The organism is Nocardia sp. NPDC101769, from assembly GCF_044766925.1.
Taxonomy (GTDB): Bacteria; Actinomycetota; Actinomycetes; order Mycobacteriales; family Mycobacteriaceae; genus Nocardia.
In genome coordinates, this window is the sequence record NZ_JBIWMX010000004.1 from 183,786 (window position 1) to 206,370 (window position 22,585).

The following is a 22,585-nucleotide window of genomic DNA, read 5'->3' on the forward strand; positions in this document are numbered from 1 at the left end:
GAAATTCCCACGTAAGAGGGGGTGCCGGGTGGCGGTTCCGGCTGGGTGCCGCGATCGGGCGTTGACATATGCAGGTAAATGCCTGCATAATTTTCCCGTGCAACCCGAACCCGAGATGGATGCGGTCTTCAAGGCCCTGGCCGACTCCACCCGCCGCCTGCTGCTGGACCGGCTGCGGGAGAACAATGGCCAGACCCTGCGGGAACTGTGCGAACGGGTCGAGATGGCTCGCCAGTCGGTGACCCAGCACCTCGACATCCTGGAGCGGGCCGGCCTCGTCACCGTGCTGCGCCGCGGTCGCGAACGGGTGCACTACATCAATCCGACCCCGATTCACGACATCGAACAGCGCTGGATCTCCGTCTTCGATCGCCCCCGGCTGGATGTCCTGCGCGCCGTCAAAAACCAGGCAGAGGAGTACGCCATGACCGCCACCGTGCCGAACTACGTCTACGTCACCTACATCCACGCCAGCGCCGAGCAGGTGTGGAAGGCCCTCACCGACGCCGACCTGACCGCGCAGTACTGGGGGCACGCGAATGTGTCCGACTGGCAGGCGGGTTCGGAATGGGAGCACCGCCGCGTCGACGGCTCGGACAAGGTCGATGTCGTCGGCAAGGTCCTCGAGGTCGACGAGCCCCGCCGACTCGTCCTCACCTTCGAGGATTCGATCGGAGCGGAGCGCTCCCCGTCGGTGGTGACCTTCCTCATCGAGTCCCACCAGGACATCGTCCGGCTCACCGTCACTCACGAGAACCTGCCGAATCAGGAAATGCTGCAGGGCATTTCGAGCGGCTGGCCCGCCGTGCTGGCCAACCTCAAGTCGCTGCTGGAGACCGGCGCCGTACTGCCGCAGGCGCCCTGGGAAATGTCGCAGGCCCACGCCTGATGTTCGACGCCACCGTGCTGCGCGGGGTCTATGACACGCTGCTGGAAGCCGCTGCCGCCGTGGCCGATTCGGGCCCGCCGCTGCCGCCCCCGGCGGGGGAGTGGAACGCCGAGCGGATCCTGGCCCACGTCTCGCTCGTCACCGCCGCCACCATGGCCGCCGCGTCGGCGGTGGCGGCGGGGGAGCACGCCACCTACGACAATCGCCTCGCCCTCGACACCTGGACCATTGATCGCGTCGTCGATCTCGCGGGCGGCCTCCCCGGCCTGCGCGAACGCGTGCTCCGCCAGGCCGAGATGCTGTGCGGTTTCGGCGGGCCGGCGCTCAGCGACGCGGAACTGAACAGCCCGGTGCCCACCCGCCTGCTCTCCGCGGGCGCACTACTGCTGGATCAGGCCATGCCCCTGCGGAATCTGTTCATCGGCCTGATCGATGTCGAAATCCCGGGCCACACCCGGCAGCTGCTCGCGCTGCGCGGAAACGGTGACGGCACCGGGCGGGCGAGTGCCCGCGCCGGTGCCGTCACCCGGTGATCGCCGTGCGGTGATCACCGCGTGGCCCTGCTGATTACCGCGGGGCCATGCGGATCGCGCCGTCGAGGCGGATGACCTCACCGTTGAGCATCGGGTTCTCCACGATGTGGCGGACCAGCGCGGCGTACTCGGCCGGGTCGCCCAGGCGCGACGGGTGCGGCACCTGCGCGCCGAGGGCGTCGATGGCCTGCTGCGGCAGGGTGGCGAAAAGCGGGGTGTGGAACAGGCCCGGCGCGATGGTCATCACGCGGATCTTGTACGAGGCCAGGTCGCGGGCGACCGGCAGGGTCAGGCCCACGATGCCGCCCTTGGAGGCGGAGTACGCGGCCTGGCCGATCTGGCCGTCGTAGGCGGCGACCGACGCGGTGTTGACGATGACGCCACGCTCGCCGTCGGCCTCCTCGACCGCCGAGATGCGCTCGGCGGCCAGGCGGATGACGTTGAACGTTCCGATCAGGTTAACGTTGATGATCTTGGAGAAGGACTCCAGCGGGAACGCGCCCTGCTTGCCGACCGTCTTGATGGCATTGCCGATTCCCGCGCAGTTCACCGCGATTCGCAGCGTGCCGAGCTCCTGGGCGGCGTCCAGCGCGGCGGTCACATCCGCTTCGCTGGTCACGTCACCGGGCGAGAACACCACGCGCTCACCGAGTTCCTCGGCGATGGCCTTGCCGTCGGACGAGGGAAGATCGAGGATAACGACCTTCGCGCCGGCCGCGTGCAGTTCCCGCACGGTGGCCAGTCCGAGTCCCGACGCGCCACCGGTCACAACCGCGGCAATGTCTGCTGTCTTCACAAAACCTCCAAAATTCTTGGTCTTGTTAATGTAGATTCTGCTTCGTCCACAGGGAAGACCGCCCCGTCGGCGTGGCGCTCACACGATGTCGCAAACCCTGCTACTCGCACGCGCGCGCGGATTGAACGGAGTGTCGTCCGGCGCGTCGAGTCGTTGGAATCCTGTTCATGCGAGAGAATTTCCGATCGGGACCGTTTCGTGCGCGCCGCCCGTGGCGACGCGACGACGGCGGGCTGCACAGTACCGACGATCACCGACGACAACACACCGTCAGCCACGACCGACCGCCGAGAGGGTCAGACGATGCCGAGCGACGTGCCCGCAGCGGGAATGTTGAAGTCGTACAAAAAAGTGTCGCGCTGGTACCCCGCCCTGGACCCCGACGCGCAGGCCCCGGCCCCCGAACAGCCCGACGGCGACTCGGCATTCGCCGACGAGCAGGACGCGGCCCGCTACCCGCACTACATCCACGACGAACCGGAGCTCGAGATCCCGCCGGTGCCCGATTCGGTGCTGCGGCGCAACCACTTCGACGGGGCCTGGTCGGACTGGATGACCGGATCCGGCGAGAGCGCCTCCTACGCACCGCCGTTGCGCTACCGCGGCAGCACGGTCGTCGAATTCCCCACGGAGAGTGGCGAAGCCGGCGCGCTATCGACCGACGAGCGCGCCCCGAGAGCATTCGACCGAGCCTCGCAGCTGCTGGACGCGGTCGCGGACCGTGTGGCCGCGCCGGCCGAGCGCATCACGGGGCGGCGGTTTTTCGCCGTCGCCTTCCTGATCATTGCCATTGTTTTGCTAGTCATTGCCGGTGGAGTTGCTCTATATGTGCTGAAATCCCATGGCGGCACTGCGCAATCCATCGGCACACTCGAGGCGGGACCCCGTTCCGGCCCGATCGCCGTCGCAGCGGCGTACAACGAAATGACGGCCCCCGCGATCATCGGCGACCACGGACCCGCCGCGGGCATTCCGGCCGGATAAGAGGAGAGCGGAGACAATGGATCAGGACTGGAGCCGCTGGCTCGACGAGAGGCCCGAAGCGGGCGAATCGCCGGGCCGTGCCGCGCGTTCCAAGGCTCCGGTGATGCGCTTGCGCAAGCGCCGCGGTGACTCCGGCGAGGCCGGTCCCGCGCCGCGCCCGATTCTGGTGGTGGGTGGTTGCGGCGGCGCGGGCACCACCACGACAACGCTCGGCATCGCGGGGGAGATGAGCGTCGCCGGCGCCGAAATCGTCGCCGTGGACGGCACTTTCGCGGGCAGTGATCTCGCGTTGCGGGGCGCTGACGAGCACCTGAGCCCGATCAGTCTGCAGGCCTGGCTCTACGGCCGCGGTGACGACGAGGCCGCGCCGCTCAAGGAATGTCTCTCCCGCGCCACCTCCGGCATCGGCCTGCTGTGGCGCGATCCCGCCCCGCTGCGCCGGCGCGCCACCTACCTGACCGTCGCCCGCGCGCTCGGCGAAACCGGGTACACCCCGGTTTACGACGGCGGCAATCCGATCGCGAGCCGGCATCTGCGCCCGCTGCTCGAGGACGCCGATATCGCGCTGGTGCTGTCGATTCCGGCGCGGGTGGACGCGGCCAATCGGTTGCGCGTGACGCTGGAGTGGCTCGACGATCAGTTCGGCGGGCAGGGCGAGGGGCAGGGTGACGGCATTGTCGGCGACACCACCATTGTCGTGTCACACCAGTTGCCGGGCAGTGATTCTCGGGTCGCTGAGCATTTGCGAGAGCATTTGGACGGCTGGGTCCGTGAGATCGTCGAGATACCCTATGACGCACACCTCGCACGCGGAGAGTTGGTGCGGCACAGCAACCTGGCCGCAGAGACACGCCGCGCGTATCGCCGCCTGCTTGCTGGAGTGGCATCATGACCGCAGCCATGAAGGAACGCCGATCCGCCTCCGAGGCCGCCCTGGCGGCCGGTGTGGTGCCGCCGCCGGAAACCCGCCGCGCACCGATCTGGGACCGACCCGTACCCGGCGGTGGCCGAGCACCCCTGGTGTGGCTGCTCGGCGTGCACGGGGGCGCGGGCGCGACCACGCTCTCGCATGTGCTTGCGCCGGCGGCGGATTCGTATCGACGCTGGCCGGGCGTGTTCGACCGGGAGTCCCCGTTCGTGGTGCTGGTGGCGCGCGAGACCATCGCCGGGCTCACCCGCGCCCACGATCTGCTGCGCCAGCATCACGCCGGGCTGGCCGGTCCGTGTGAGGTGCTGGGCCTGATCACCGTGGCCGCGCGGCCGGGCCGGATGCCCGCCGAGATCCGCCGCTACCGTGATGTGGTCGGTTCGCTGGCGGGTCAGGTGTGGCAGTTGCCGTGGCACGAGGAATGGACCCTGGTCGAGGCCGATGAGCTGCCGGTGTGGTCACCCGGCGACCCGGTGCCGCAGCAGCGGAAGCGCAAATCCGATCCGCTGGAAGAGATTACGCCCGCCGTGCGGGAGCTCGGCGCCGGCATCGTGGCCGCCGTGCAGGACGCGCTCGACGCCCCCCGCCCCGAGTTCCGGGACCCGGAGGAGTGATCATGGACGCCGATGGATTGTGTTGCGCGGGAATGAGTTCCCGGTTGCGGGGACCTGCCCGGTCCCGAGGGAAGGTGGCAGGGCAGTCAGTAGAAGGAGTTGACGTCGCCGGTTGGACGGCCGGGCCGTGCATCGGCGAGATTGTTACTAGCAGTTCGCTTTTGGATAAGGACAGACAATGAGCATGCTCCTCGCCGTACACGACGCGTACGGTCAGATCCTCGCCCAGGTCGGGAATCCGACCCCCGAGGCACCGCCCGCGTCGGACAAATTGCTGAAACTTGTTCGGTATTTCACCTGGTTCGTTCTGTTGTCGGGAATCCTGGGCATCACCTACGCCGGTGGCCGGTTCGCCTGGGAGAAATGGACAGGAGGCGGTTTGGAGTCGCCGAAGATGGTGGCAGGGGCCATGATCGGGGGAATCGTCGCCACGAGCGCGGGCACGATCATGAACGCAGTGATCACCTAATGCCCGCCGCGCTGGTTGCGCCAGCGATGGATTCCGTACTGGCCTACAAGCAGATGCCGCCGGATGTGATCCGGCCGATCATGCAGCTCATCGACTGGCTGCTGTGGTGCGTGCTGCTGTTCTGCCTGGCCTGGATGATCCTGGCCGCGGGCCGGCTCTGGTACGCCTTCCGCGACGACCTGGCCGCCAACGATGCGACACACGGGGTGGTGATGAGTCTGCTGGGCGCGATCATGGCGACCTCGGCCAGCGGGATCGCGCTGGCCCTGCTGCCGACCTGACGGGCACGGGCAGCTGAATTGTCCACTGGCACACATACTTCGGAGGCAATGCGATGAGCGAGAAGGAGTCGCCCGAGCGCGACCGCGTCTCGTTCGGCGTCATCGCCTCGGCCGCTCTGGTCGCGGTCATCCTGATCGCCGGTCTGGTGGTCTACTTCGGGCACGGCGACAGCAAGCCGAGCGCCAAGCCCGACGGGACCGTCCCGGCGGCCTCCGACTCCGGGGCCACCGGATTCGCCTCGCCCGAGGTGGATCTGTTCGGCCGCCGCGTCGACATCCCCAACAACACGGCCGGCCAGCCGCTGCCGCAGGATCCTTCCAAGCAGCGCAAGGCCACCGACGCCGACTGGCTCACCGCCGCCCCGCTGGGGACCATCGATCCCCACGGCTGGCAGCGGGTCTACGGCGCATCCGTGCCCTTCTCCACCTCCGACGGTCCGGCGCGCCTGGAAAACGGCCTGGCCGTCGGCTATTCGCACACCCCGCAGGGCGCGGCGCTGGCCGCCGCCCAGATCACCTACCGGCTCAACGCCCGCCCGGCCGACCGGGAGCTCTACGTCCGGCAGGTGCGCGTGCCCGCCGAACAGCTCACCGCCTACGACCAGGCGCTGGCCGATCAACGGCTGCCGAAACAGCAGCCCGAGAAGGTGACTCGCTATCTGGTGGCCCCCGACGGCTTCCAGATCGAGAACTACGCCGACGACATGGCCATCGTGCGGCTGGCCGCACGCGGGCCGGTGGTCGACAACCGGCAGCTGTGGGCGGCGGTGCGCCTGATCATGGTCTGGGACGCCGGCGACTGGCGGCTCAAACCTTCGACTTCCAAGACCGCGCAAACCGAATACGTGGATTCGCTTGCGGGGTGGACCCGATGGTGACAACAACAGAAATGGCATCGCGACCCATCGAGAGGTGGACCACATGCTGAGGCGGCTAGTCACGATCCTTGCGGTCGTCTTCACCGTCATGATCGCAACCCCGACGGTGGCCTACGGCCAGACGTACGGTTTCGATCAGGCCTGCAACGAATTACACGACTCCCTCGACGGGCTGGGCGTACCCGGCATCTCGCTCGGCGACGCGGCCTCGGCCGCGTGCAAGGCGGGCAATGTCGCGACCCACCCGACCGACGCCGCCGCCACCGTGCGCGACAAGGCGTGGGACTCCACCTTCGGCAAGGTGGTGGACTCGCTGATGAACGGCCTGGGCGAGGCGTTGATGCTGGCGTTGACGTTCTGGATGAAGATCCCGAACGAACGCGTCAGTGACGCGGGGGCGCTCTTCACGAAGATCAACGATTACACCTATCAAGTCCAGATTCTGTTCTTGATGGCGTCGGTGATCCTGTCGGGGTTGAAACTGGCGCAGGCCAGACGAGGAGCCGCGGTCAGTGAGGCCACGGAATCGTTCTGGATGTTCGCGCGGGTGGTCTTCAGTTCCTGGATGCTGGGTGCGGTGATCGTGGCCGCCACCCAGGCCTCGGACAAGTTCTCCGAGTGGATCATCAACGACTCCACCAACGGCAATGCCAAGAACATCGCCGAGCTGATGGTGAAAACCTCCAAGCTGCAGGCGTTCTCGCCGGGTCTGGTGCTGATCATCGCGATCGTCGGCCTGCTCGGGGCGCTGGCCCAGATCGTGCTCGCCATCGTCCGCCAGGGCCTGCTGGTGGTGGCCGCGGGCGTACTGCCGCTGGCCGCGGCCGCGTCGGGCACCCAGATCGGGCGCACCTCGTACTCGAAGCTGCTGGGCTGGATCATCGCGTTCATGCTCTACAAGCCGGTGGCGGCGATCGTGTACATGATCGCGTTCACCACCGCGGGCAATACCGACGACCTGACCGGCACCGTGAACCTGCCCGACGCCGACGAGGCCCAGCGCATGCTGGTCGCCATCGTGCTGCTGTGCACGGTCGCGTTCGTGCTGCCGGCGCTGATGCGCCTGGTGACCCCGGCGGTCGCCATTGTCGGTTCCGGCGGTTCGGGTCTGGCCGCTACCACCGGCACCCTGGTCGGCATCGCCGCGCTCGGTGCGGTCGGTTCGCGTGCGGTGGCCCCGCGCGGTGCCGCCGGACCCGGCGCCGCCGGATTCATCGGACCCGGTCGCGGCGGGCGTCCCCGTCCCGGTCCCGGGGGCGGCGGTCCGGGCGGTGGCGGCGCGCCACGCCCGACACCCCCGCCACGCCCGGCGGGTGGTGGTGGCGGTGCGCCCGCCGCGAGTCCTGCCGCCCAAGGCGGTGGCGGCGCAGTACCGTCAGGCGCGTCCCGCGTCGCCAATCGGGTCGCGCAGGTGCGCGCGGCGACCGCCTCGCTGAGCAAGGCCGAGTCCACCGCGGGCGACCTGGCCGGTGACCGCTGGGCCAACCGTTCACCCGACCTCGGCAGGAGCACCATCCCGCGATGACGATGACCGAGACCTACGAGCGCCGCTCGTACGGACTGTGGCAGAAGCCCCGCAGCGCGGGCCTTTTCGGCCTGCGCTGGGGTGAGACCGTGGTCGGTTTCGCCGTCGTGATCACTGCACTGCTGACGGCGCTGGCGGCCGGGCCGGAACCGGCCGCCGTGGTGGCGGGCATCGGCACGGTCGTGATGGTTCCACTGGTATGGCGGACGGGGGGCCGCTCCGGCTACGAGAACGGATTGATGATGTTCCATTGGTTGCGCGGCCGTTCCAAGGGCGAGCACGTGTACCGGGGCGGGCGGTTCTCCCGGATCCCGGGCGGTGTCACCCGCCTGCCCGGGCTGATGGCCCCGTCACGGCTCTACGAGGGCATCGACGCCGGCGGCTACAGCTTCGGCATGATCCACCTACCGCAATTCGCCCAGTACACAGTGGTTCTGCGCGCTTGGCCGCAGGGCCACGAGGCCGTCGACCAGCCGGTCATCGACCGCTGGGTGGGCGCGTGGGGTACGTTCCTGGCCTCGCTGGGGCAGACCTCCGACATCGTGGCCGTGGTGCCGGTGATCGACACTGTGCCGGAGACCGGAAACCGTTTGCTCACCGAGGTTTCCACCATCACCCGGCCCGAGGCTCCCGATCTCGCGCAGCAGGTCATGTACGAGCTGGCCACCGAGCTGCCGCAGGAGCGGGTGCAGCTGCTACCACGGGTCGCCATCACCTTCAAGGCGACCACCGCGGAGCGCCGCAAGAATCCGGCGGAGGAGGCGGTCGAGATCGGCCGCCGCCTGCCCGGCATCTGTGCGGCCCTGGCGGAGGCCGGTGTCCGCGCCCAGCCCATGGCCGCCGAGGAGATCATCTCGTTCATCCGCCGCAGCTACGACCCGGCCGCCCAGGCCGATCTCGAGGTGGCCGCGGGCGAACCCGGTGGGCACGGCCTGGATTGGGCCGACGCGGGCCCGGTCTCGCACGAGGAGCGCTGGGACCACTTCATTCACGACGGTGGCCGCTCGGTCACCTGGGAGATGGACACCGCCCCCGAAGGCGCGGTCGACGAGCGGGTGCTGCAGCGGCTGCTCGCGCCGAATCCGGAGGTGCCGCGCAAGCGCATCACCATCGTCTACCGCCCGCACTCGGCCGGCGACGCCGCCCAGATCGTGGACGACGACTACAAGAACGCCCTGGTGGCACAGCAATCCGAGCGTGGTGTCGTGTCCGCCGCCGCCACCCTGCGCGTCGGCGCCACCCAGCAGGCCCGCGAGGAGCAGGCCCGCGGGCACGGCGTCACCCGCTTCGGCGCGCTGGTCACCATCACCGAACCCCTGCGCGGCGACCTGCCGCGCATCGAGGCCATCACCCGCGACCTGTCGACCCAGGCCCGCCTCAAGATCCGCCGCTGCTACCGCTATCAAGCGGCGGCGTTCGCGGCCTCGCTCGGCTGCGGGGTGATCCTCCCCGAACACGCCACCATTCCGAAAGCACTTGCGGGGTAATCCATGCCACGTGACTTCGACCCCTCGGTCCGCGAACGCGACGCCGTGCCGCCCACCCGGCGCGGCTCCCGCCGCGACCCGGCTCCCGTCGACCCCGGCAACGAGCCGAACCCGTACCCGCCCCCGTCCTCCCGCGTCATGCGCGATGAGCACCGGCCCCGGCGCGGCACCCTCCCGGACCGCCGCATGCTCCGCCGCGACCCCATCGAGCCGCCCGCCGACCAGGCGGACCCGGCCCCGGCGGCGCGCGAGGACGAGTCCGGCGACGCGATCCGGGAACGCACCGCCGCGGCCACCGCGGATCGGGGCGATTCCGGAGTGCGACAGGACGATTCGGGGTCGAACACCGAGCGCGAACTCTCGGCGGAGCGGATCACCGGTAGCCGGAACGCGATCGCCGAGACCGAGTCCGCACTGCGGGCCCAGCGCGGCGAGGCCGGCGCACCGGACGGGGTGGGCAGCAGCGCCGACCGGGACCCGTCCGCGGGATCCACCGCTCGCGGTGCGCGCCAGGACGATTCGCCATCGGCGGTGCGCCCCGGCGTGGAGGCGGGGCGCGACGGCGTGCCGGAATCTGCCATCGCCCAGCGCCCCGCCGAACCCGGCGGGTCCGATCGCAAGGAGCCGTCCGCCGCAGAGGTCGACGGCCACGGTCGCGATGCGGGGGGTGCGCTCGCAACGGGCCGGGATGGCCGCCGAACCCTGAATGAGAGCGCCGCAGCGGGCATCGAGCGGGGCCGCGTGAGTTCGCCGTCCGCCGATTCCGAGTCCGTAAGTGCGCGAGGTGGTCGCGGTGTGCGCGAGAGCGATCAGCAGAACGATCCGCGTGCGACCGTTTCGGGCGGTGTGGGCCGATCGGCTGCGGGCGCGGACGCGGGAGCATCCGGGTGGGAGGCCGCCGGGCTCGCCGAACCGACCGGTCGCGATCGCGGCGGGGAGACGGGCTCGGAGCCTGCCGCTCCGACCGCGAGGCGGCGGCTCCCGGCCCTGCCCGCGCTCGAACCGGCCAGCGGTGCAGGGGAATTCAGTGCACCAGTGAACGCTGCGGCAGCGGAGGCCGGCTCAACGGCTGGGCCCGACACGGCAGGCGTGCCGGCCGGGCGTGAGCTTGCCGTGCGGCAGCAGCGGGATTCGGACGCCGCTCAACGGGCCGCGGCCGGTGCGCGGGGGCAGACTCCGCCGGGGCCGGCCGGGCGCCAGGCCGGCGGCGAGCGTTCGGAACACGTGCTGGACAAGGGATCCGGCCGGAGTGGCGCGGTGGCGCGGTCCGGCGGTATGCGCGAGGGCGAGGCGCGGTCACAGGCGCGCGGGCCGGAACGGACCGAGGGGGATCGCATGGAGCGCAAGCGGAGTCGCGAGACCATGCCCGAGGCGGACGCGGCGCGCCGTGGGGAACCCGGCGAACGGCGGCGCGAACGACCGCGCGCAGAGGGCGAACCCGGATATGAGCGGCGCGGCGACGCTGAACCCGGACGTGAGCGACGGGCTGCCGAAGGCGGGCGTGGGCGCCGCGCCGAGCCGGAGCGAGATGCCCGGCGCGGCAATGGCTCCGAGGGCCGCGGGCGGTCCACGGACGCGGATCGGGTGCATCTGGGCGGACGGGCCGGCACGCCCGGTCGGACCCGCCCGGCGCGGCCGGACGGCGAGGCGGGGGAGCGGCCGGTGCGCAGCCGGCCCGCGCGCGACGGGAGGCCCGAGCGGGCCGAAACCGAGGAGCGTTCCCGCGGTGCCCGTAAGGACAAGCGGGACAAGGTCGCCGACCAGGCCGAGCGCGACGCGGCCGCCAAGCGCTCCGCGGCGCGCAAGGCCGCGGCCAAGAAGAAGCAGTCCGGTCCCAAGCTGCTCGACGACACCATGCGGGCCAAGCTCGAGGTCACCGCGCGCGAGGGCAATGGCATCCGGGCGGCCTGGGCCACCTTCCGCCTACACACCGACGATCTGCGCCGGCGCAACTTCGCGGCGCGCGCCGAGCGCATGGAGTACGGCAGCTTCGACGAATTCGACCGCACCACAGCACAACTCACCGATCGCGGCTACATCGGCGCGGGCGGTGGGCGCATGAACGTGGTCGGCCGCCCGGTCGAGTACCGCGCCACCACCGCACAGGTCGCGGGCCTGTGGCCATGGTCGGTCGGGGCCGGTGCGCCGCTCATCGGCACCCCGCTGGGCTCGCACCTGCACACCGGCGCACCGGTCTGCTTCGACCCGATGAACTGGTTCATGCGCGGCAGCTTCATCACCGCGCCCAGCCTGTTCGTGCTGGGCCTCAATGGTTTCGGCAAGTCCTCGCTGGTGCGCCGGATCGTGCTGGGCGGTGTCGCGCAGGGCATCACCCCGCTGGTGCTGGCCGACGTCAAGCCCGACTACCGCAAGCTGGTGGAACTGGTCGGCGGCCAGGTCATCGACCTGGGCTACGGCCACGGCAAGCTCAACCCGCTCGCCGCCGGTGTGCTGGGCTCGATCGTCCCGCTCCTGCACGACTTCCCGGAGCTGCAGACCCAGGTCATGCAGGAGATGCGGGCCCGCCAGGTCACACTGGTGGCCGGTCTGGTGGAACTGGTCCGCGGCGCCCGGGTGCGCGACTTCGAGGAGACCCTCATCTCCACCGGTCTGCGCATCCTCTACCGCGAGGGCGGCGTCTTCACCCCCGACCAGCCGCCCATCCTGGAGGACCTCCTGGAGGTGGTCGTGGCGGGCGGCGACGAACTGCAACTCGATGCGGGCGCGGACAATCCGGACGAATACCAGGAGGCCATCAAGGGCCTGCGCCGCTCACTGCGCGCCCTCACCCAGGGCCCGTTCGGCGCGATCTTCAACGGCCACACCACGACTCCCATCGACACCAACTCCACCGCCGTCTGCATCGACGTCTCCCACATCCCCAACGGCGACAAGAAACTCAAGGCCGCCGTCATGCTGGCCTGCTGGGCCGACGGTTTCGCCTCGGTCGAGGCCGCGCACGTGCTGGCCGACGCGGATCTGGGCCCGCAGCGCTACTTCCAGGTGGTGATGGACGAGCTGTGGCAGGTGCTGGGCCTGGGTGACTTCATGGTCGACCGTGTCGATGAGCTCACCCGTCTGCAGCGCGGCATCGCCACCTCGCTCATCATGATCAGCCACACCATCAAGGACCTGCAGGCCCTGGGCTCCGAGGCGGCCATCGCCAAGGCCCTCGGGTTCCTGGAACGCGCCCGCGCCAAGATCTTCGGCGCGCTCCCGGCAGAGGAGATCGCGCGCCTGGATTCCACGGTGCCGTTCACCGCCGCCGAGGAGGAGATGGTGACCAGCTGGTCCGCGCCGCAGGCGCTCACCGGTGAGGCGCTCAAACCGGGCCAGCAGCGCCCGCCCGCGCCCGGCACCGGTAAGTTCCTGCTCAAGATCGGCGAGGACCGCCGGCCCGGCATCCCGTTCCACATGGAGTTCACGCTCTCGGAGCGGGAGAGCGGAATCCACGACACCAACCAGCGTTTCAGCGAATTCACCGAGACCACCGCGAGCCGCGGCTCGGACGAGGGGAGCGCCGCATGATGCCGCACCGGTCGTATCGAAGAGTGTCGCCGGAGGTCCGGCAGGCCGCCGTCGAACAGGTCATCGCCCTCACCGGCAAACTGCGCTCGGAATCCGAGGCCTGCCGGGTGGTCGCCGAACAGATCGGCGTGCACACCAATTCGGTGCGGAACTGGGTGCGCGCCGCCGAGAGCCCCGGCCTGGAACGCATGGACGCGATCGCGTTGCGCCGCAAGGTGGCTCTGCTGCAGCAGCAGCTCGCGGCCGCCGCCGAAATGAACCGCACGCTGGTGGAAACCCTCCACGAAGCCAAGCGCGGCACATGAGCCGCTGCCGCGAGAACCAACACACCGACTCGGGAAACCCGCTGGTATGGCTCGGATATACCGTTCAGCGACTAGCCTGGAGGGGTGGTCCGGTGCTGCGCCGCCGGCGCGGGCCGGTGAGTGCGAGCCCGGGTGTGAACGGTGCGAGCGCAGGCATGCGTCCCGCGATTGGGGTGGTGATGCTGGTAGTGAGCGTCGCAGTGCTGGCCACCGCATGCGGCAGTGGCAGTTCGACCGGCGGCGGCTCGAATCCGTCTGCCGGGCAACCGCCCACGTCCACCACCCGGTTGCTGGTGAATGCCCCCGCCCCCGACCCCACCACGCCCGACGGTGTCGCGGTGACCGCCCTGGAGCAGGTCTACACCTGGTATCCGGCCACCGAGTCCGAGGGCGACGCGCTGCGCCGCGCCCGGAAATGGCTGGGACCCAGCCTGATCCGTACACTGGACAACCCATCCACCGGCGTGGAAACCCCGAGACCGTCATTGCGCTGGGCCGACTGGGCCAAGGCGGGCGCTCACGTCGAGGCGTTCGCGTTCGCCTCCGGTGAGCAGGCCCCCGCCGGCGCCGACCCGAACCGGCAGCAGTACAAGATCGGCATCGAGCAGACGGTCGTCTATCCGGATGGCAGGCGGGAGTCGCTACCCCCGGCCACGGTCGTCGCCACCGTCGTGCATGGACCTGCCGGTGGCTGGTTGCTGGACGAATTCCGTTGAGCGGTAACGACTCACAGGTCATCCCAGGAGGTTAGAGATGGCGAAGAAACCGGTTGCGGACCCCGCCGACCCGGGTCCCGATCGTGTCCTGCACCTCGTCTACGCGGGTTTCTACTTCTTCGGAACCCTGTGGCTGGCTGTGCAATTGGGCAATCTGCTGAGCTCGCCACGCCAGCACGTGCCGATCAACCCGATCGCCATCGTGGTCAACCTGATCAAGGGCGAGCTGCGCTGGCCGGCCGCGGCCACCGTGATCATCCTGCTCGTCTTCGGGGGGACGCTGGGCTGGGTGCTGTACCGGCGCCGCCGTGAGCTGAAAGCCAAGAAGGGCCGACTCGCGATCGACGACAAGGCCGATCACATGGGCACCGGCGGCGCCATCAAGGCGCTCACGCTGTCCGGTGTCCGCGAGAAGGCCGGCCAGATCGGTGTGCCGCTGCACCAGCACCTCACCGGGGACATGCTCATTCCCGGTTCGCTGATGCGGCCCGGCGACATGCTGGTTCCGGGCATTCCGATCGGCATGTCGGTCGCCGACGGCGAAATGATGTACGGCTCCTACGAGGATCTGCAGGTCGATATCTGGGGCCCCCGGCAGGGCAAGACCACCTCCCGGGTGATCCCGGCCGTGCTCGCCGCCATCGGCCCGGTGGTCGTCACCTCCAACAAACGCGATGTCGTCGATGCCACCCGGGATGTGCGCGCGGGCAAGGGCAGTCAGATCTTCGTCTTCGATCCGCAAGGCGTGGCCCCGGATTCGCACGACCTGCAGGCGCAGCACGAACCCGGCTGGTACTGGGATCCGCTGGCGTGGGTCGACGTGCACCGGCCCGGCTGCGAGGTGCGGGCGGTCAGCCTGGCGGGTCATTTCTCCGATGCGGAGGGCAGTCCCTCGGCCGGCCAGGGTGCGGACTCGTACTTCGACCCCGAGGCCGAGGATCTGCTCGCGGCGCTGTTCCTGGCGGCGGGTTTCGAGGGCAGCAACATTCTGCGCGCCTGGGAATGGGTGAACAACCCGCTGGATACCACCCCCATCGAGATCCTGCGCGCGCACTCCAAGCACTACATGGCCGAGGGTCTCGCCGGTCAGTACAACCTCGACATCCGCACGCGCGACGGCATCTTCGGTGGTGCGAAGGCGATGATCAGGTGCCTGAAGTTCCCGCACATCCAGCCGTGGGTCATCCCCAACGGTGGCCGGTCGGCCTTCGACGAACTGGAATTCCTCGAGCGCAACGGCACCCTCTACTGCCTGTCGCTGGAGGGCCGGGGTTCGGCGGCGCCGCTGGTGAGTGCCCTGACCGCGGCGATCATCGACGTGGCCTCCCGCGAGGCGTCACGGTCGCCGGGCGGGCGGCTGCCGGTGCCGCTGCTGGCCGCCCTCGACGAGGCCGCCAATGTCGTGCGGTGGAAGGATCTGCCGAAGCAGTACAGCCACTTCGGTTCTCGCGGCATCGTGGTGATGACGGTGCTGCAGTCCTGGGCGCAGGGCGCGCGCTGCTGGGGACCCGATGGCATGGAGGCGCTCTGGGGCGCCGCGAACATCAAGGTCATCGGCAGCGGCATCGACGACATGGCCTTCCTGCAACAACGCTCCGAGGCCATCGGCGACTACGACAGCATCTCGCAGTCGGTGTCGGAATCGAAGGGCGGCAAGAGCTATTCGCGCTCACTGAGCTCGTCGCGGACCTTCAACGCCCATGCCCTGGCGACCCTGCCGCGCGGCCGCGCCATTCTGTTCGCCTCGGGCACACCGGCCGTGCTGCTGCGCACGGTCCCGTGGTGGGAGGGCCCCGACGCCGCCGCCGTCGAGCGGTCGATCGAAGCCCACGACCCGTCACCGACACGCAAGACCGAGATTTCCGATCTGATCAGTCCCGCGCTGATCAAAGAGACACTGCCGGATGTTTCGGCTCCCGAGGAGGTTCGACCGCTGTGAGCGAAGAGTCAACACCCATGGTCTACGCGAGCGTGGTCGAGTTCGTGGAGAACTACCTCAGCCTCGTGTACCGCCGGCAGGTGACGGATATCAGCGACACCGTGTGGTGTCCCGAATGGTGGAAGCACGCCGAGGCGGTCGCGCGACTGGATGCCATGTGGCGGGCGTGGGAGCACTTCCGCCACGACGGCAAGACCGGGCTGAGCGTCTGGTTCCTCGACCACGCCGACCCGCACATGGCGAAACTGTTCGATCCCAAGGGCCCGTTCAAGTACTGCAGTGTGCGCAACGGCCACAAGGACATGCTCACGCCGCTGCCGTTGAAGTCCCCCCAGCAGGGCTTGTTCAGCAATCCCACGATCGGGGAGTTCCCGCTCTAGAGAGAAAACGCCGGCGCCGGTATTGCTCCGGCGCCGAAACGGAAAGTGGCGGATCGGGTTGCGATCCGCCACGGTTCGAAATTATTGCTGCTCAGACTCGTTCACGCGAGCGAGCGCGTTCGCGCTCCCGCTCGTGCGCTTCCTGCTCCCGCACCCGCCGCTGCGCCGCCTCCTGCTCCCGGAGCCGCACGGCGTCCTGTGCCGACTGGGCCTGCCCGACCTCCATCAGCAGCCGTACCGATTGCAGTTCGGGCGAGATGCCCATGCGCGAAAGGTGTTGGGCCAGAGCGGTTCGCCGCTCCACCGAGTCGTATCGCACAGAGCCGCGGTTGGCCTGCTGTGCGGCCATTCGAGATGCCTCCGCCTGCGCGGAGAATCGATCCTTTTCGAGAGATACGCCCCGTTCGCGCGTCGGGCGCTCCAAGATTCGCGAAAGTTCGCGGTTGCGCGGATCACGTGCTTTGGCATCCGCGGCCTCGCGCAAGCGACGCTCGCGGCCGTCCTTCTGCCGGGCCTCGGTGACCCTGACGCGTGCTTCCGCTTCCTTTTGGCCACGTTCCCGGGTGCGCAGCGCGACAAGTGTCGCGAGCTGCAACATTTGCCTCATCATCGCCGCTGTTTCGCGGCCGATGTCGTCGAGTTCCTCGGCCATTGCCTGCTCCCCGATGCTGCAGTTAGATCACTATGGATGATTGTGGTGCTTCGTCACGGACATCGCCACACGAACGGTGGTTGCGCGTAGCCATGTCCCGCCTGCAAACGTGGACACCCGGAGACCATGAGGCGTTGCAGCGGCCCGGTGGGGATTGCCCGGTGGGCTTTACTACGCCTTGGTACTCCGTTCTACGAGATTACCAGCGAAAACTCCGAAACCACCGTTCGCGCGCGTCGCGATCCAGCATATATCGCACAATTCCGGCACGTCGCGGAAAACTCAGGATTTTCTTTGGTTAGGGAAGCCTTACGCAAGAGGTTCAACGGGACCTTCCCGAGACCTTCGCCGGAAAAGAATCGGGCCCGGCGCGGGAAGCGCCGGGCCCGAAAAACCATGCTGGTCAGTTTATTTGGACTGATTGGATGTTCACATCGGAGGCCGGCTTACCGTCCTGGCCGCCGCCCTGGACACCCGCCTTGGCGATCTTGTCGAGGGTGGCGAGACCGGCGTCGTCGACCGTGCCGAAGATGGTGTACTGCGGCGGCAGCTGGGAGTCGCCGTAGACCAGGAAGAACTGGCTGCCATTGGTGCCCGGCCCGGCATTGGCCATGGCGAGTACGCCACGCTTGTAGGCGACCGGGTACTGGGCGGCTTGATCATTCGGGTCGTACTGGTCGGTCGGGTACTCGTTGTTGAACTCGTAACCGGGACCGCCCATTCCGCTGCCGGTCGGGTCGCCGCACTGCAGCACCTCCAGGCCCTTACCGGTGGTGATGCGATGGCAGCTGGTGTTGTCGAAGAACTTCTGCTTGGCCAGGCTCTCGAAACTGTTGACCGTGCAGGGGGATTCACTCGGGCTCAGGGTCATGGATATCGGACCCTGGTTGGTGTCCATGGTGGCCTTGACATCACCGGCGGTGGAGATATTGGCCGTGCTCGGCGGATTCACCGGCTTGTCGGCCGGCTTCTGCGACGGACGGTACTCACAGCTGACCGAGGCCGGCTTGGCCTTGGCGGCCGGCGGGGGAGCGGCGGTCAGCGAGGCGTCCGGAGTCTCCGAGGCCTTGGCGCTGGTGCTGTTGTCATCGCCCTTGGTCAGGAAGTAGATGCCGACACCGGCCGCGACCGCGACCACAACACCCAGGGCCGAGGCCGCGATGGTGAGTTGCTTGCGCTTACGCGCCCGCTGGGCCCGATTCTCCAGTTGACGCTCCAGCTTCCGCTTCGCCGCAGCGCGTCGCTGTTCATTGCTCGGCACTAACTGTCCCTCCGTGAACGGTCGGTATCTGATGTCTGTACAGACTGCGGCCGTCAGCCCAGCGGCCGCGGCAGACATTACCTGCATTCGCTGAGAAAAACCTACATATGGCGGGCCCTCGTGGCCGTCGGCCGAGAACCGGTTGGACTTGGCGGACGGCCGTGGTGAAAACTGGGCATCGTGACCAAGACCAGCAGCTTCCGTGCCCCGAGGGGGGTCCCCGACTACCTGCCGCCCACGTCCGCCGAGTTCGTCGCCGTCCGCGACGCCCTCGTGGAGGCGGCGCGACTGGCCGGATACGGGCATGTCGAGCTGCCGATCTTCGAAGAGACCGCCCTGTTCGCGCGGGGTGTGGGCGAATCCACCGACGTTGTCACCAAGGAGATGTGGACCTTCGCCGACCGCAATGGCGAGAGCTTCACCCTGCGCCCCGAAGGCACCGCCGGTGTCATGCGGGCGGTCATCGAGAACGGCCTCGACCGCGGGGCGCTGCCCGTCAAACTCTGCTATGCCGGGCCGTTCTTCCGGTACGAGCGTCCGCAGAAGGGCCGCTACCGGCAGTTGCAGCAGGTCGGCGTGGAGGCCATCGGCGTCGACGACCCGGCACTGGACGCCGAGGTGATCGCCATCGCCGACGCCGGATTCCGTGGGCTCGGACTGGAGGGTTTCCGGCTCGAGATCACCTCGCTCGGCGACGAGACCTGCCGGCCGCAGTATCGGGAACTGTTGCAGGACTTCCTGTTCAAGCTGCCGCTGGACGAGGAGACCAAGCGCCGGGCGCTGATCAACCCGCTGCGGGTGCTCGACGACAAGCGTCCCGAGGTCAAGGAGATGACCGCCGACGCGCCACTCATGATCGACCACCTGTCGGAGTCGGCCAAGGCGCATTTCGAGCAGGTGCTCGGCCTCCTCGACGCGCTGGGCGTGCCGTACGTGGTCAACCCGCGCATGGTGCGCGGGCTCGACTACTACACGAAGACCACCTTCGAATTCGTGCACGACGGGCTGGGCGCGCAGTCCGGTATCGGCGGCGGCGGCCGCTACGACGGGCTGATGGCCGAGCTCGGCGGGCAGCCGCTGTCGGGCATCGGCTTCGGCATCGGCGTCGACCGGACGGTGCTGGCCCTCGAGGCCGAGGGCAAGTCCGCCATCGACGGTCCCCGCGTCCAGGTGTTCGGCGTCCCGCTCGGTGAAATGGCCAAGCAGCGCCTGGTGGTGCTCGCGGCAGAGCTGCGCCGGGCCGGCATCCGCATCGACCTCGCCTACGGCGGCCGCGGCATGAAGGGCGCGATGAAGGCGGCCGACAAGTCCGGCGCACAGCTGGCCCTGGTGCTCGGTGACCGCGAGGTCGCCGAGGGCCAGATCGGGCTCAAGGACCTGAGCACCGGTGAACAGCGGCAGATCCCCCTGGACGAGGCCGTCGCCCAGGTCGCGGCCGCACTCGCGGGCGAACAGAACTGACTGCTCGGCCGGGCCGGACAGCACCGCTGTCCGGCCCGGCCGGCGCTCGCCACGCCGATGCGGGCTTGGGGTGGGACAAATCGGGGTATGGGGTAGGGACCTGCTGGTACCGTGCGGGGCGCCCCGCGGGGGCGGTGCGTGCCGCCGGTAGGCCCGACCCATCGAGACTTGGACGAATGCGCTGCTGTGACTGATGAATCGAAACCGAGGTCCGACGGCGAAATCGGCCTCGACCTGATCGCCCCCGAATTGCTGGCCCCCGCCCTGCGCAGGCTCACCCTGGCCGCGCTCGGCATCGGCATCGGCGTCGGACTGCTGATGGGGTTGTTCGTGCACTGGCCGATTGCCCTCGCCACCGGCCTCGTGCTCGGCGCGCCCACCGCGCTCTACGCCGTGGCCGTGCAGCGGCGGCGAATCACGGTGTCCGGCACCGTCATCCGTGCCCGCACCTGGCGCGGCGAACGCCGCCTCGACCTCGCCGGCGCCACCGCCGCCGAAATCCTGGTCTACCCGGGCAAGATCAGCCGCATCGTGCTGCGCGTCACCGCGGGCCCGGACACCCAGGTCGTGCCGCTGGCCATCTACAGCGACTCCGGCAGCGGCCGCGAACTCCACATCCTGGGCCTGCGCAGACTCGCCGACGCCCTGGCCGGTTGCCCCCTCGCAGCCGCCCTCGCCATCTCCGGACTGCTCATCCAGCAGCTGCGGGCCGAGGCCCGTGACGCCGTCGCCGAGCAGCGGCCCCTCTACCGGGCCGTCCGCATGGTCCGCGATCGCGACCAGGTCGCCCCGGTCGTCCTCACCGACTCCGACATCGCCGACCTCTCCCGCTGAGCGGTCAATTCGCCGATCCCTGAGCTGGATTCACCGGCCGGCGCCGGTGTCTGTTCGCTCACGTGCCGCTGACGGGGCGGGACGCGAGGGTGTCAGCCTGGCTAGGGTGAAGACGGACCTACCCGCCATCGCGAGGAGATCGTCGTGAGCACCACCGCGCCAGTGACCGTCACCGTGACCGGAGCCGCCGGGCAGATCGCCTACGGATTGCTCTTTCGCATCGCGTCGGGGGCATTGCTCGGGTCCGAGACGCCGGTGCGGTTGCGGCTGTTGGAGATTCCGGCCGCCGTCGGATCGCTCGAGGGCGTGGCGATGGAACTCGAGGACGGGGCGTTTCCGCTGCTGGCGGGCATCGATATCGCCGACGATCCGTGGATCGGGTTCGACGGGGCCAATATCGCGATTCTGGTGGGGGCGCGGCCGCGGACCGCGGGGATGGAACGGTCGGATCTGCTGGCGGCCAACGGGCCGATCTTCACCGATCAGGGCGCGGCCATCAATGCCAATGCGGCACAGGACATCCGGGTGCTGGTGGTCGGGAATCCGGCCAATACCAATGCCTTCATCGCCATGAGCAATGCGCCCGACGTGCCCGCCGGGCGGTTCACCGCGCTCACCCGGCTCGATCACAATCGGGCGATCGCGCAGGTGGCGAAGAAGACTGGGGCGGCGGCGGCCGACATCGCGCGGATCACCGTGTGGGGCAATCACTCCGCGACGCAGTACCCGGACCTCGCCCACGCGACGGTCGGCGGGCGCGGCGCGCTCTCGTTGATCGCCGACGATGCCTGGGTGAGCGGCGATTTCATCCCGACCGTGCAGCAGCGCGGCACCGCCATCATCAAGGCGCGCGGCGCGTCCTCGGCCGCCAGCGCGGCCAGCGCCGCCATCGACCACATCCACGACTGGGTGCTGGGTACCGCGCCCGGCGACTGGACCTCGATGGCGGTGCCCTCGGACGGCTCCTACGGCGTGCCCGCGGGACTGATCAGCTCGTTCCCGGTGACCTGCGCCGACGGCGAGTATGCCATCGTGCCGGACCTGGAGGTCGGCGAGTTCGCCCGCGCCCGGATCGAGCACAGCGTCGCGGAACTCGTGAGCGAGCGCGACGCCGTGATCGAGCTGGGGTATGCCAAACGGTCCTGATCAGCCCCGGCGAGCGGATGTGATCAGCTGAGCTTGCCGATCACGTTCTCGCCGTACCACTTGATCTTGACGATCTTCTCCTCCAGCGACTCCGTGTCGTGCTCCATCGCGTACGAGTTGCGGAACCCGACGATCAGATCGGTGATGCCCTTCTCCTCGAGACGCTTCACCCCGTCGGTGGTGTAGCCGTCGCGGGAGACGGCGTGGATCTCGAACTCGCCCGGATTGTCACGCTCACCGCGCAATTCGTTGATCCGCGCCAGGTACTTGTCCAGGTCGTCGCCCTTGCCACCGGCGTGCATCCAGCCGTCGCACAGCCGCACCGCGCGGCGCAGCGCGGCATCGCTGTGCCCGCCGACCAGAATCGGCAGCGGCTGGGTCGGGGCGGGGGTGAGCTTGATCTTCGGGATGTCGTAGAACTCGCCGTGGTACTCGAAGTACTCGCCGGTGGACAGGCCGCGCACGATCTCGATGCACTCGTCCAGGCGCTTGCCGCGCTTCTCGAACGGGACGCCCATCATCTGGAAGTCCTCCGGCCACGGGCTGATGCCCACGCCCAGGGCGAAGCGATTGTTGCTCAGGCGGGCCAGGGAGCTCGCCTGCTTGGCCACCAGCACCGGCGGGCGGATGGGCAGCTTGAGCACGAACGGGGTCATGCGCAGCGTGGTGGTGGCCGCGGCCAGGGCGGCCGACAGCACGAAGGTCTCGATGAACGGCTTGCCGTCCAGGAACTCGCGGTTGCCGTCGGCGGTGTACGGGTACTTGGAATCCGACTCGGCCGGGTAGGCGATGCTGTCGGCCACGGTGATGCTGTGGAACCCGGCGGCCTCGGCGGCCTGCGCGAGGGGGATGTAGTAGTCCGGGTTGGTCATCGCCTCCGCGTAGGTGAAGCGCATCGATCGTCCTCTCGACAGTGAGCCAGTACAAAAACTAGAACCGATTCTAGTTATGTGAGTGATGCTAGCGGGAGGCTCGCGGG

The 22,585-nt window shown here is 69.0% G+C and carries 22 protein-coding genes; 18 read left to right on the plus strand and 4 right to left on the minus strand.

Annotated features, from left to right (window positions below):
• Positions 1-115 precede the first annotated feature (115 nt).
• Together ACIRRA_RS09405 and ACIRRA_RS09410 are read left to right on the plus strand one after the other, a co-directional pair.
• On the plus strand, positions 116-889 hold the full coding sequence (locus tag ACIRRA_RS09405; protein WP_357008246.1) for a metalloregulator ArsR/SmtB family transcription factor: 774 nt from the start codon (positions 116-118) through the stop codon (positions 887-889).
• Positions 889-1,422, plus strand: coding sequence for a hypothetical protein (locus tag ACIRRA_RS09410; protein ID WP_402765309.1), 534 nt, complete (start codon positions 889-891; stop codon positions 1,420-1,422). Before ACIRRA_RS09405 ends, ACIRRA_RS09410 begins: the two co-directional genes overlap by 1 nt.
• A 34-nt stretch (positions 1,423-1,456) precedes the next feature.
• On the opposite strand, the gene ACIRRA_RS09415 is transcribed toward ACIRRA_RS09410, so the two are convergent.
• The gene (locus tag ACIRRA_RS09415) at positions 1,457-2,218 is read right to left on the minus strand and encodes a 3-hydroxyacyl-CoA dehydrogenase (protein WP_354837256.1); all 762 of its coding nucleotides are present in this window, start codon (positions 2,216-2,218) and stop codon (positions 1,457-1,459) included.
• A gap of 303 nt (positions 2,219-2,521) precedes the next feature.
• Between ACIRRA_RS09415 and ACIRRA_RS09420 the strand changes: the two genes are divergently transcribed.
• The 13 genes from ACIRRA_RS09420 (at position 2,522) to ACIRRA_RS09480 (ending at position 16,252) form a co-directional block, all read left to right on the plus strand.
• Positions 2,522-3,202: a hypothetical protein gene (locus tag ACIRRA_RS09420; protein ID WP_402765312.1), complete on the plus strand. Its 681-nt coding sequence runs from the start codon at positions 2,522-2,524 to the stop codon at positions 3,200-3,202.
• A gap of 16 nt (positions 3,203-3,218) precedes the next feature.
• Positions 3,219-4,094 carry a MinD/ParA family protein gene (locus tag ACIRRA_RS09425; RefSeq protein WP_402765315.1) on the plus strand — a complete coding sequence of 292 codons (876 nt, stop codon included), beginning with the start codon at positions 3,219-3,221 and terminating at the stop codon, positions 4,092-4,094.
• The gene (locus ACIRRA_RS09430) at positions 4,091-4,744 is read left to right on the plus strand and encodes a hypothetical protein (protein WP_402765318.1); all 654 of its coding nucleotides are present in this window, start codon (positions 4,091-4,093) and stop codon (positions 4,742-4,744) included. Before ACIRRA_RS09425 ends, ACIRRA_RS09430 begins: the two co-directional genes overlap by 4 nt.
• Positions 4,745-4,922: 178 nt before the next feature.
• Positions 4,923-5,213 carry a hypothetical protein gene (locus tag ACIRRA_RS09435; protein ID WP_213556317.1) on the plus strand — a complete coding sequence of 97 codons (291 nt, stop codon included), beginning with the start codon at positions 4,923-4,925 and terminating at the stop codon, positions 5,211-5,213.
• 26 nt (positions 5,214-5,239) lie between these two features.
• Entirely contained in the window at positions 5,240-5,494 is a 255-nt protein-coding gene (locus ACIRRA_RS09440) for a hypothetical protein (protein ID WP_402765321.1), read from the plus strand.
• A 53-nt stretch (positions 5,495-5,547) separates the two neighbouring features.
• The gene (locus ACIRRA_RS09445) at positions 5,548-6,372 is read left to right on the plus strand and encodes a hypothetical protein (RefSeq protein ID WP_402765323.1); all 825 of its coding nucleotides are present in this window, start codon (positions 5,548-5,550) and stop codon (positions 6,370-6,372) included.
• A 43-nt stretch (positions 6,373-6,415) separates the two neighbouring features.
• Positions 6,416-7,897, plus strand: a complete 1,482-nt coding sequence (locus ACIRRA_RS09450) for a hypothetical protein (RefSeq protein WP_357008142.1) — start codon at positions 6,416-6,418, stop codon at positions 7,895-7,897.
• Positions 7,894-9,384: an SCO6880 family protein gene (locus ACIRRA_RS09455; RefSeq protein WP_402765326.1), complete on the plus strand. Its 1,491-nt coding sequence runs from the start codon at positions 7,894-7,896 to the stop codon at positions 9,382-9,384. The genes ACIRRA_RS09450 and ACIRRA_RS09455 overlap by 4 nt, the downstream gene beginning before the upstream one ends.
• A gap of 3 nt (positions 9,385-9,387) precedes the next feature.
• Positions 9,388-12,912, plus strand: coding sequence for a hypothetical protein (locus ACIRRA_RS09460; protein ID WP_402765329.1), 3,525 nt, complete (start codon positions 9,388-9,390; stop codon positions 12,910-12,912).
• A gap of 23 nt (positions 12,913-12,935) precedes the next feature.
• Positions 12,936-13,217 carry a transposase gene (locus tag ACIRRA_RS09465; protein ID WP_357008150.1) on the plus strand — a complete coding sequence of 94 codons (282 nt, stop codon included), beginning with the start codon at positions 12,936-12,938 and terminating at the stop codon, positions 13,215-13,217.
• Positions 13,218-13,372: 155 nt separating this feature from the next.
• The gene (locus tag ACIRRA_RS09470) at positions 13,373-13,933 is read left to right on the plus strand and encodes a hypothetical protein (RefSeq protein WP_402765332.1); all 561 of its coding nucleotides are present in this window, start codon (positions 13,373-13,375) and stop codon (positions 13,931-13,933) included.
• A 37-nt stretch (positions 13,934-13,970) separates the two neighbouring features.
• A complete protein-coding gene (locus tag ACIRRA_RS09475) occupies positions 13,971-15,872 on the plus strand; it encodes a TraM recognition domain-containing protein (RefSeq protein ID WP_402765334.1) in 1,902 nt (633 codons plus the stop codon).
• The gene (locus tag ACIRRA_RS09480; RefSeq protein ID WP_357008157.1) at positions 15,869-16,252 is read left to right on the plus strand and encodes a DUF4913 domain-containing protein; all 384 of its coding nucleotides are present in this window, start codon (positions 15,869-15,871) and stop codon (positions 16,250-16,252) included. The genes ACIRRA_RS09475 and ACIRRA_RS09480 overlap by 4 nt, the downstream gene beginning before the upstream one ends.
• A gap of 91 nt (positions 16,253-16,343) precedes the next feature.
• Here the strand turns inward: ACIRRA_RS09480 and ACIRRA_RS09485 are convergent, their stop codons facing one another.
• Complete coding sequence (locus ACIRRA_RS09485; protein ID WP_402765337.1) at positions 16,344-16,904, minus strand: hypothetical protein; 561 nt, start codon at positions 16,902-16,904, stop codon at positions 16,344-16,346.
• Positions 16,905-17,307: 403 nt separating this feature from the next.
• Positions 17,308-18,165, minus strand: a complete 858-nt coding sequence (locus ACIRRA_RS09490) for a peptidylprolyl isomerase (protein WP_402765340.1) — start codon at positions 18,163-18,165, stop codon at positions 17,308-17,310.
• A gap of 180 nt (positions 18,166-18,345) precedes the next feature.
• Here ACIRRA_RS09490 and hisS point away from each other — a divergent pair, with 180 nt between their 5' ends.
• The 3 genes from hisS (at position 18,346) to ACIRRA_RS09505 (ending at position 21,606) form a co-directional block, all read left to right on the plus strand.
• Positions 18,346-19,626, plus strand: coding sequence for a histidine--tRNA ligase (gene hisS / locus ACIRRA_RS09495; protein ID WP_402765343.1), 1,281 nt, complete (start codon positions 18,346-18,348; stop codon positions 19,624-19,626).
• A 186-nt stretch (positions 19,627-19,812) separates the two neighbouring features.
• Positions 19,813-20,460 carry a hypothetical protein gene (locus tag ACIRRA_RS09500; RefSeq protein WP_402765346.1) on the plus strand — a complete coding sequence of 216 codons (648 nt, stop codon included), beginning with the start codon at positions 19,813-19,815 and terminating at the stop codon, positions 20,458-20,460.
• A gap of 138 nt (positions 20,461-20,598) precedes the next feature.
• Positions 20,599-21,606 (plus strand): malate dehydrogenase, encoded by a 1,008-nt coding sequence (locus ACIRRA_RS09505; RefSeq protein WP_402765931.1) that lies wholly within the window; start codon positions 20,599-20,601, stop codon positions 21,604-21,606.
• Between the two features lie 23 nt (positions 21,607-21,629).
• Here ACIRRA_RS09505 and ACIRRA_RS09510 read toward each other — a convergent pair whose 3' ends face one another.
• Complete coding sequence (locus ACIRRA_RS09510; protein WP_402765349.1) at positions 21,630-22,502, minus strand: TIGR03619 family F420-dependent LLM class oxidoreductase; 873 nt, start codon at positions 22,500-22,502, stop codon at positions 21,630-21,632.
• Positions 22,503-22,585 lie beyond the last annotated feature (83 nt).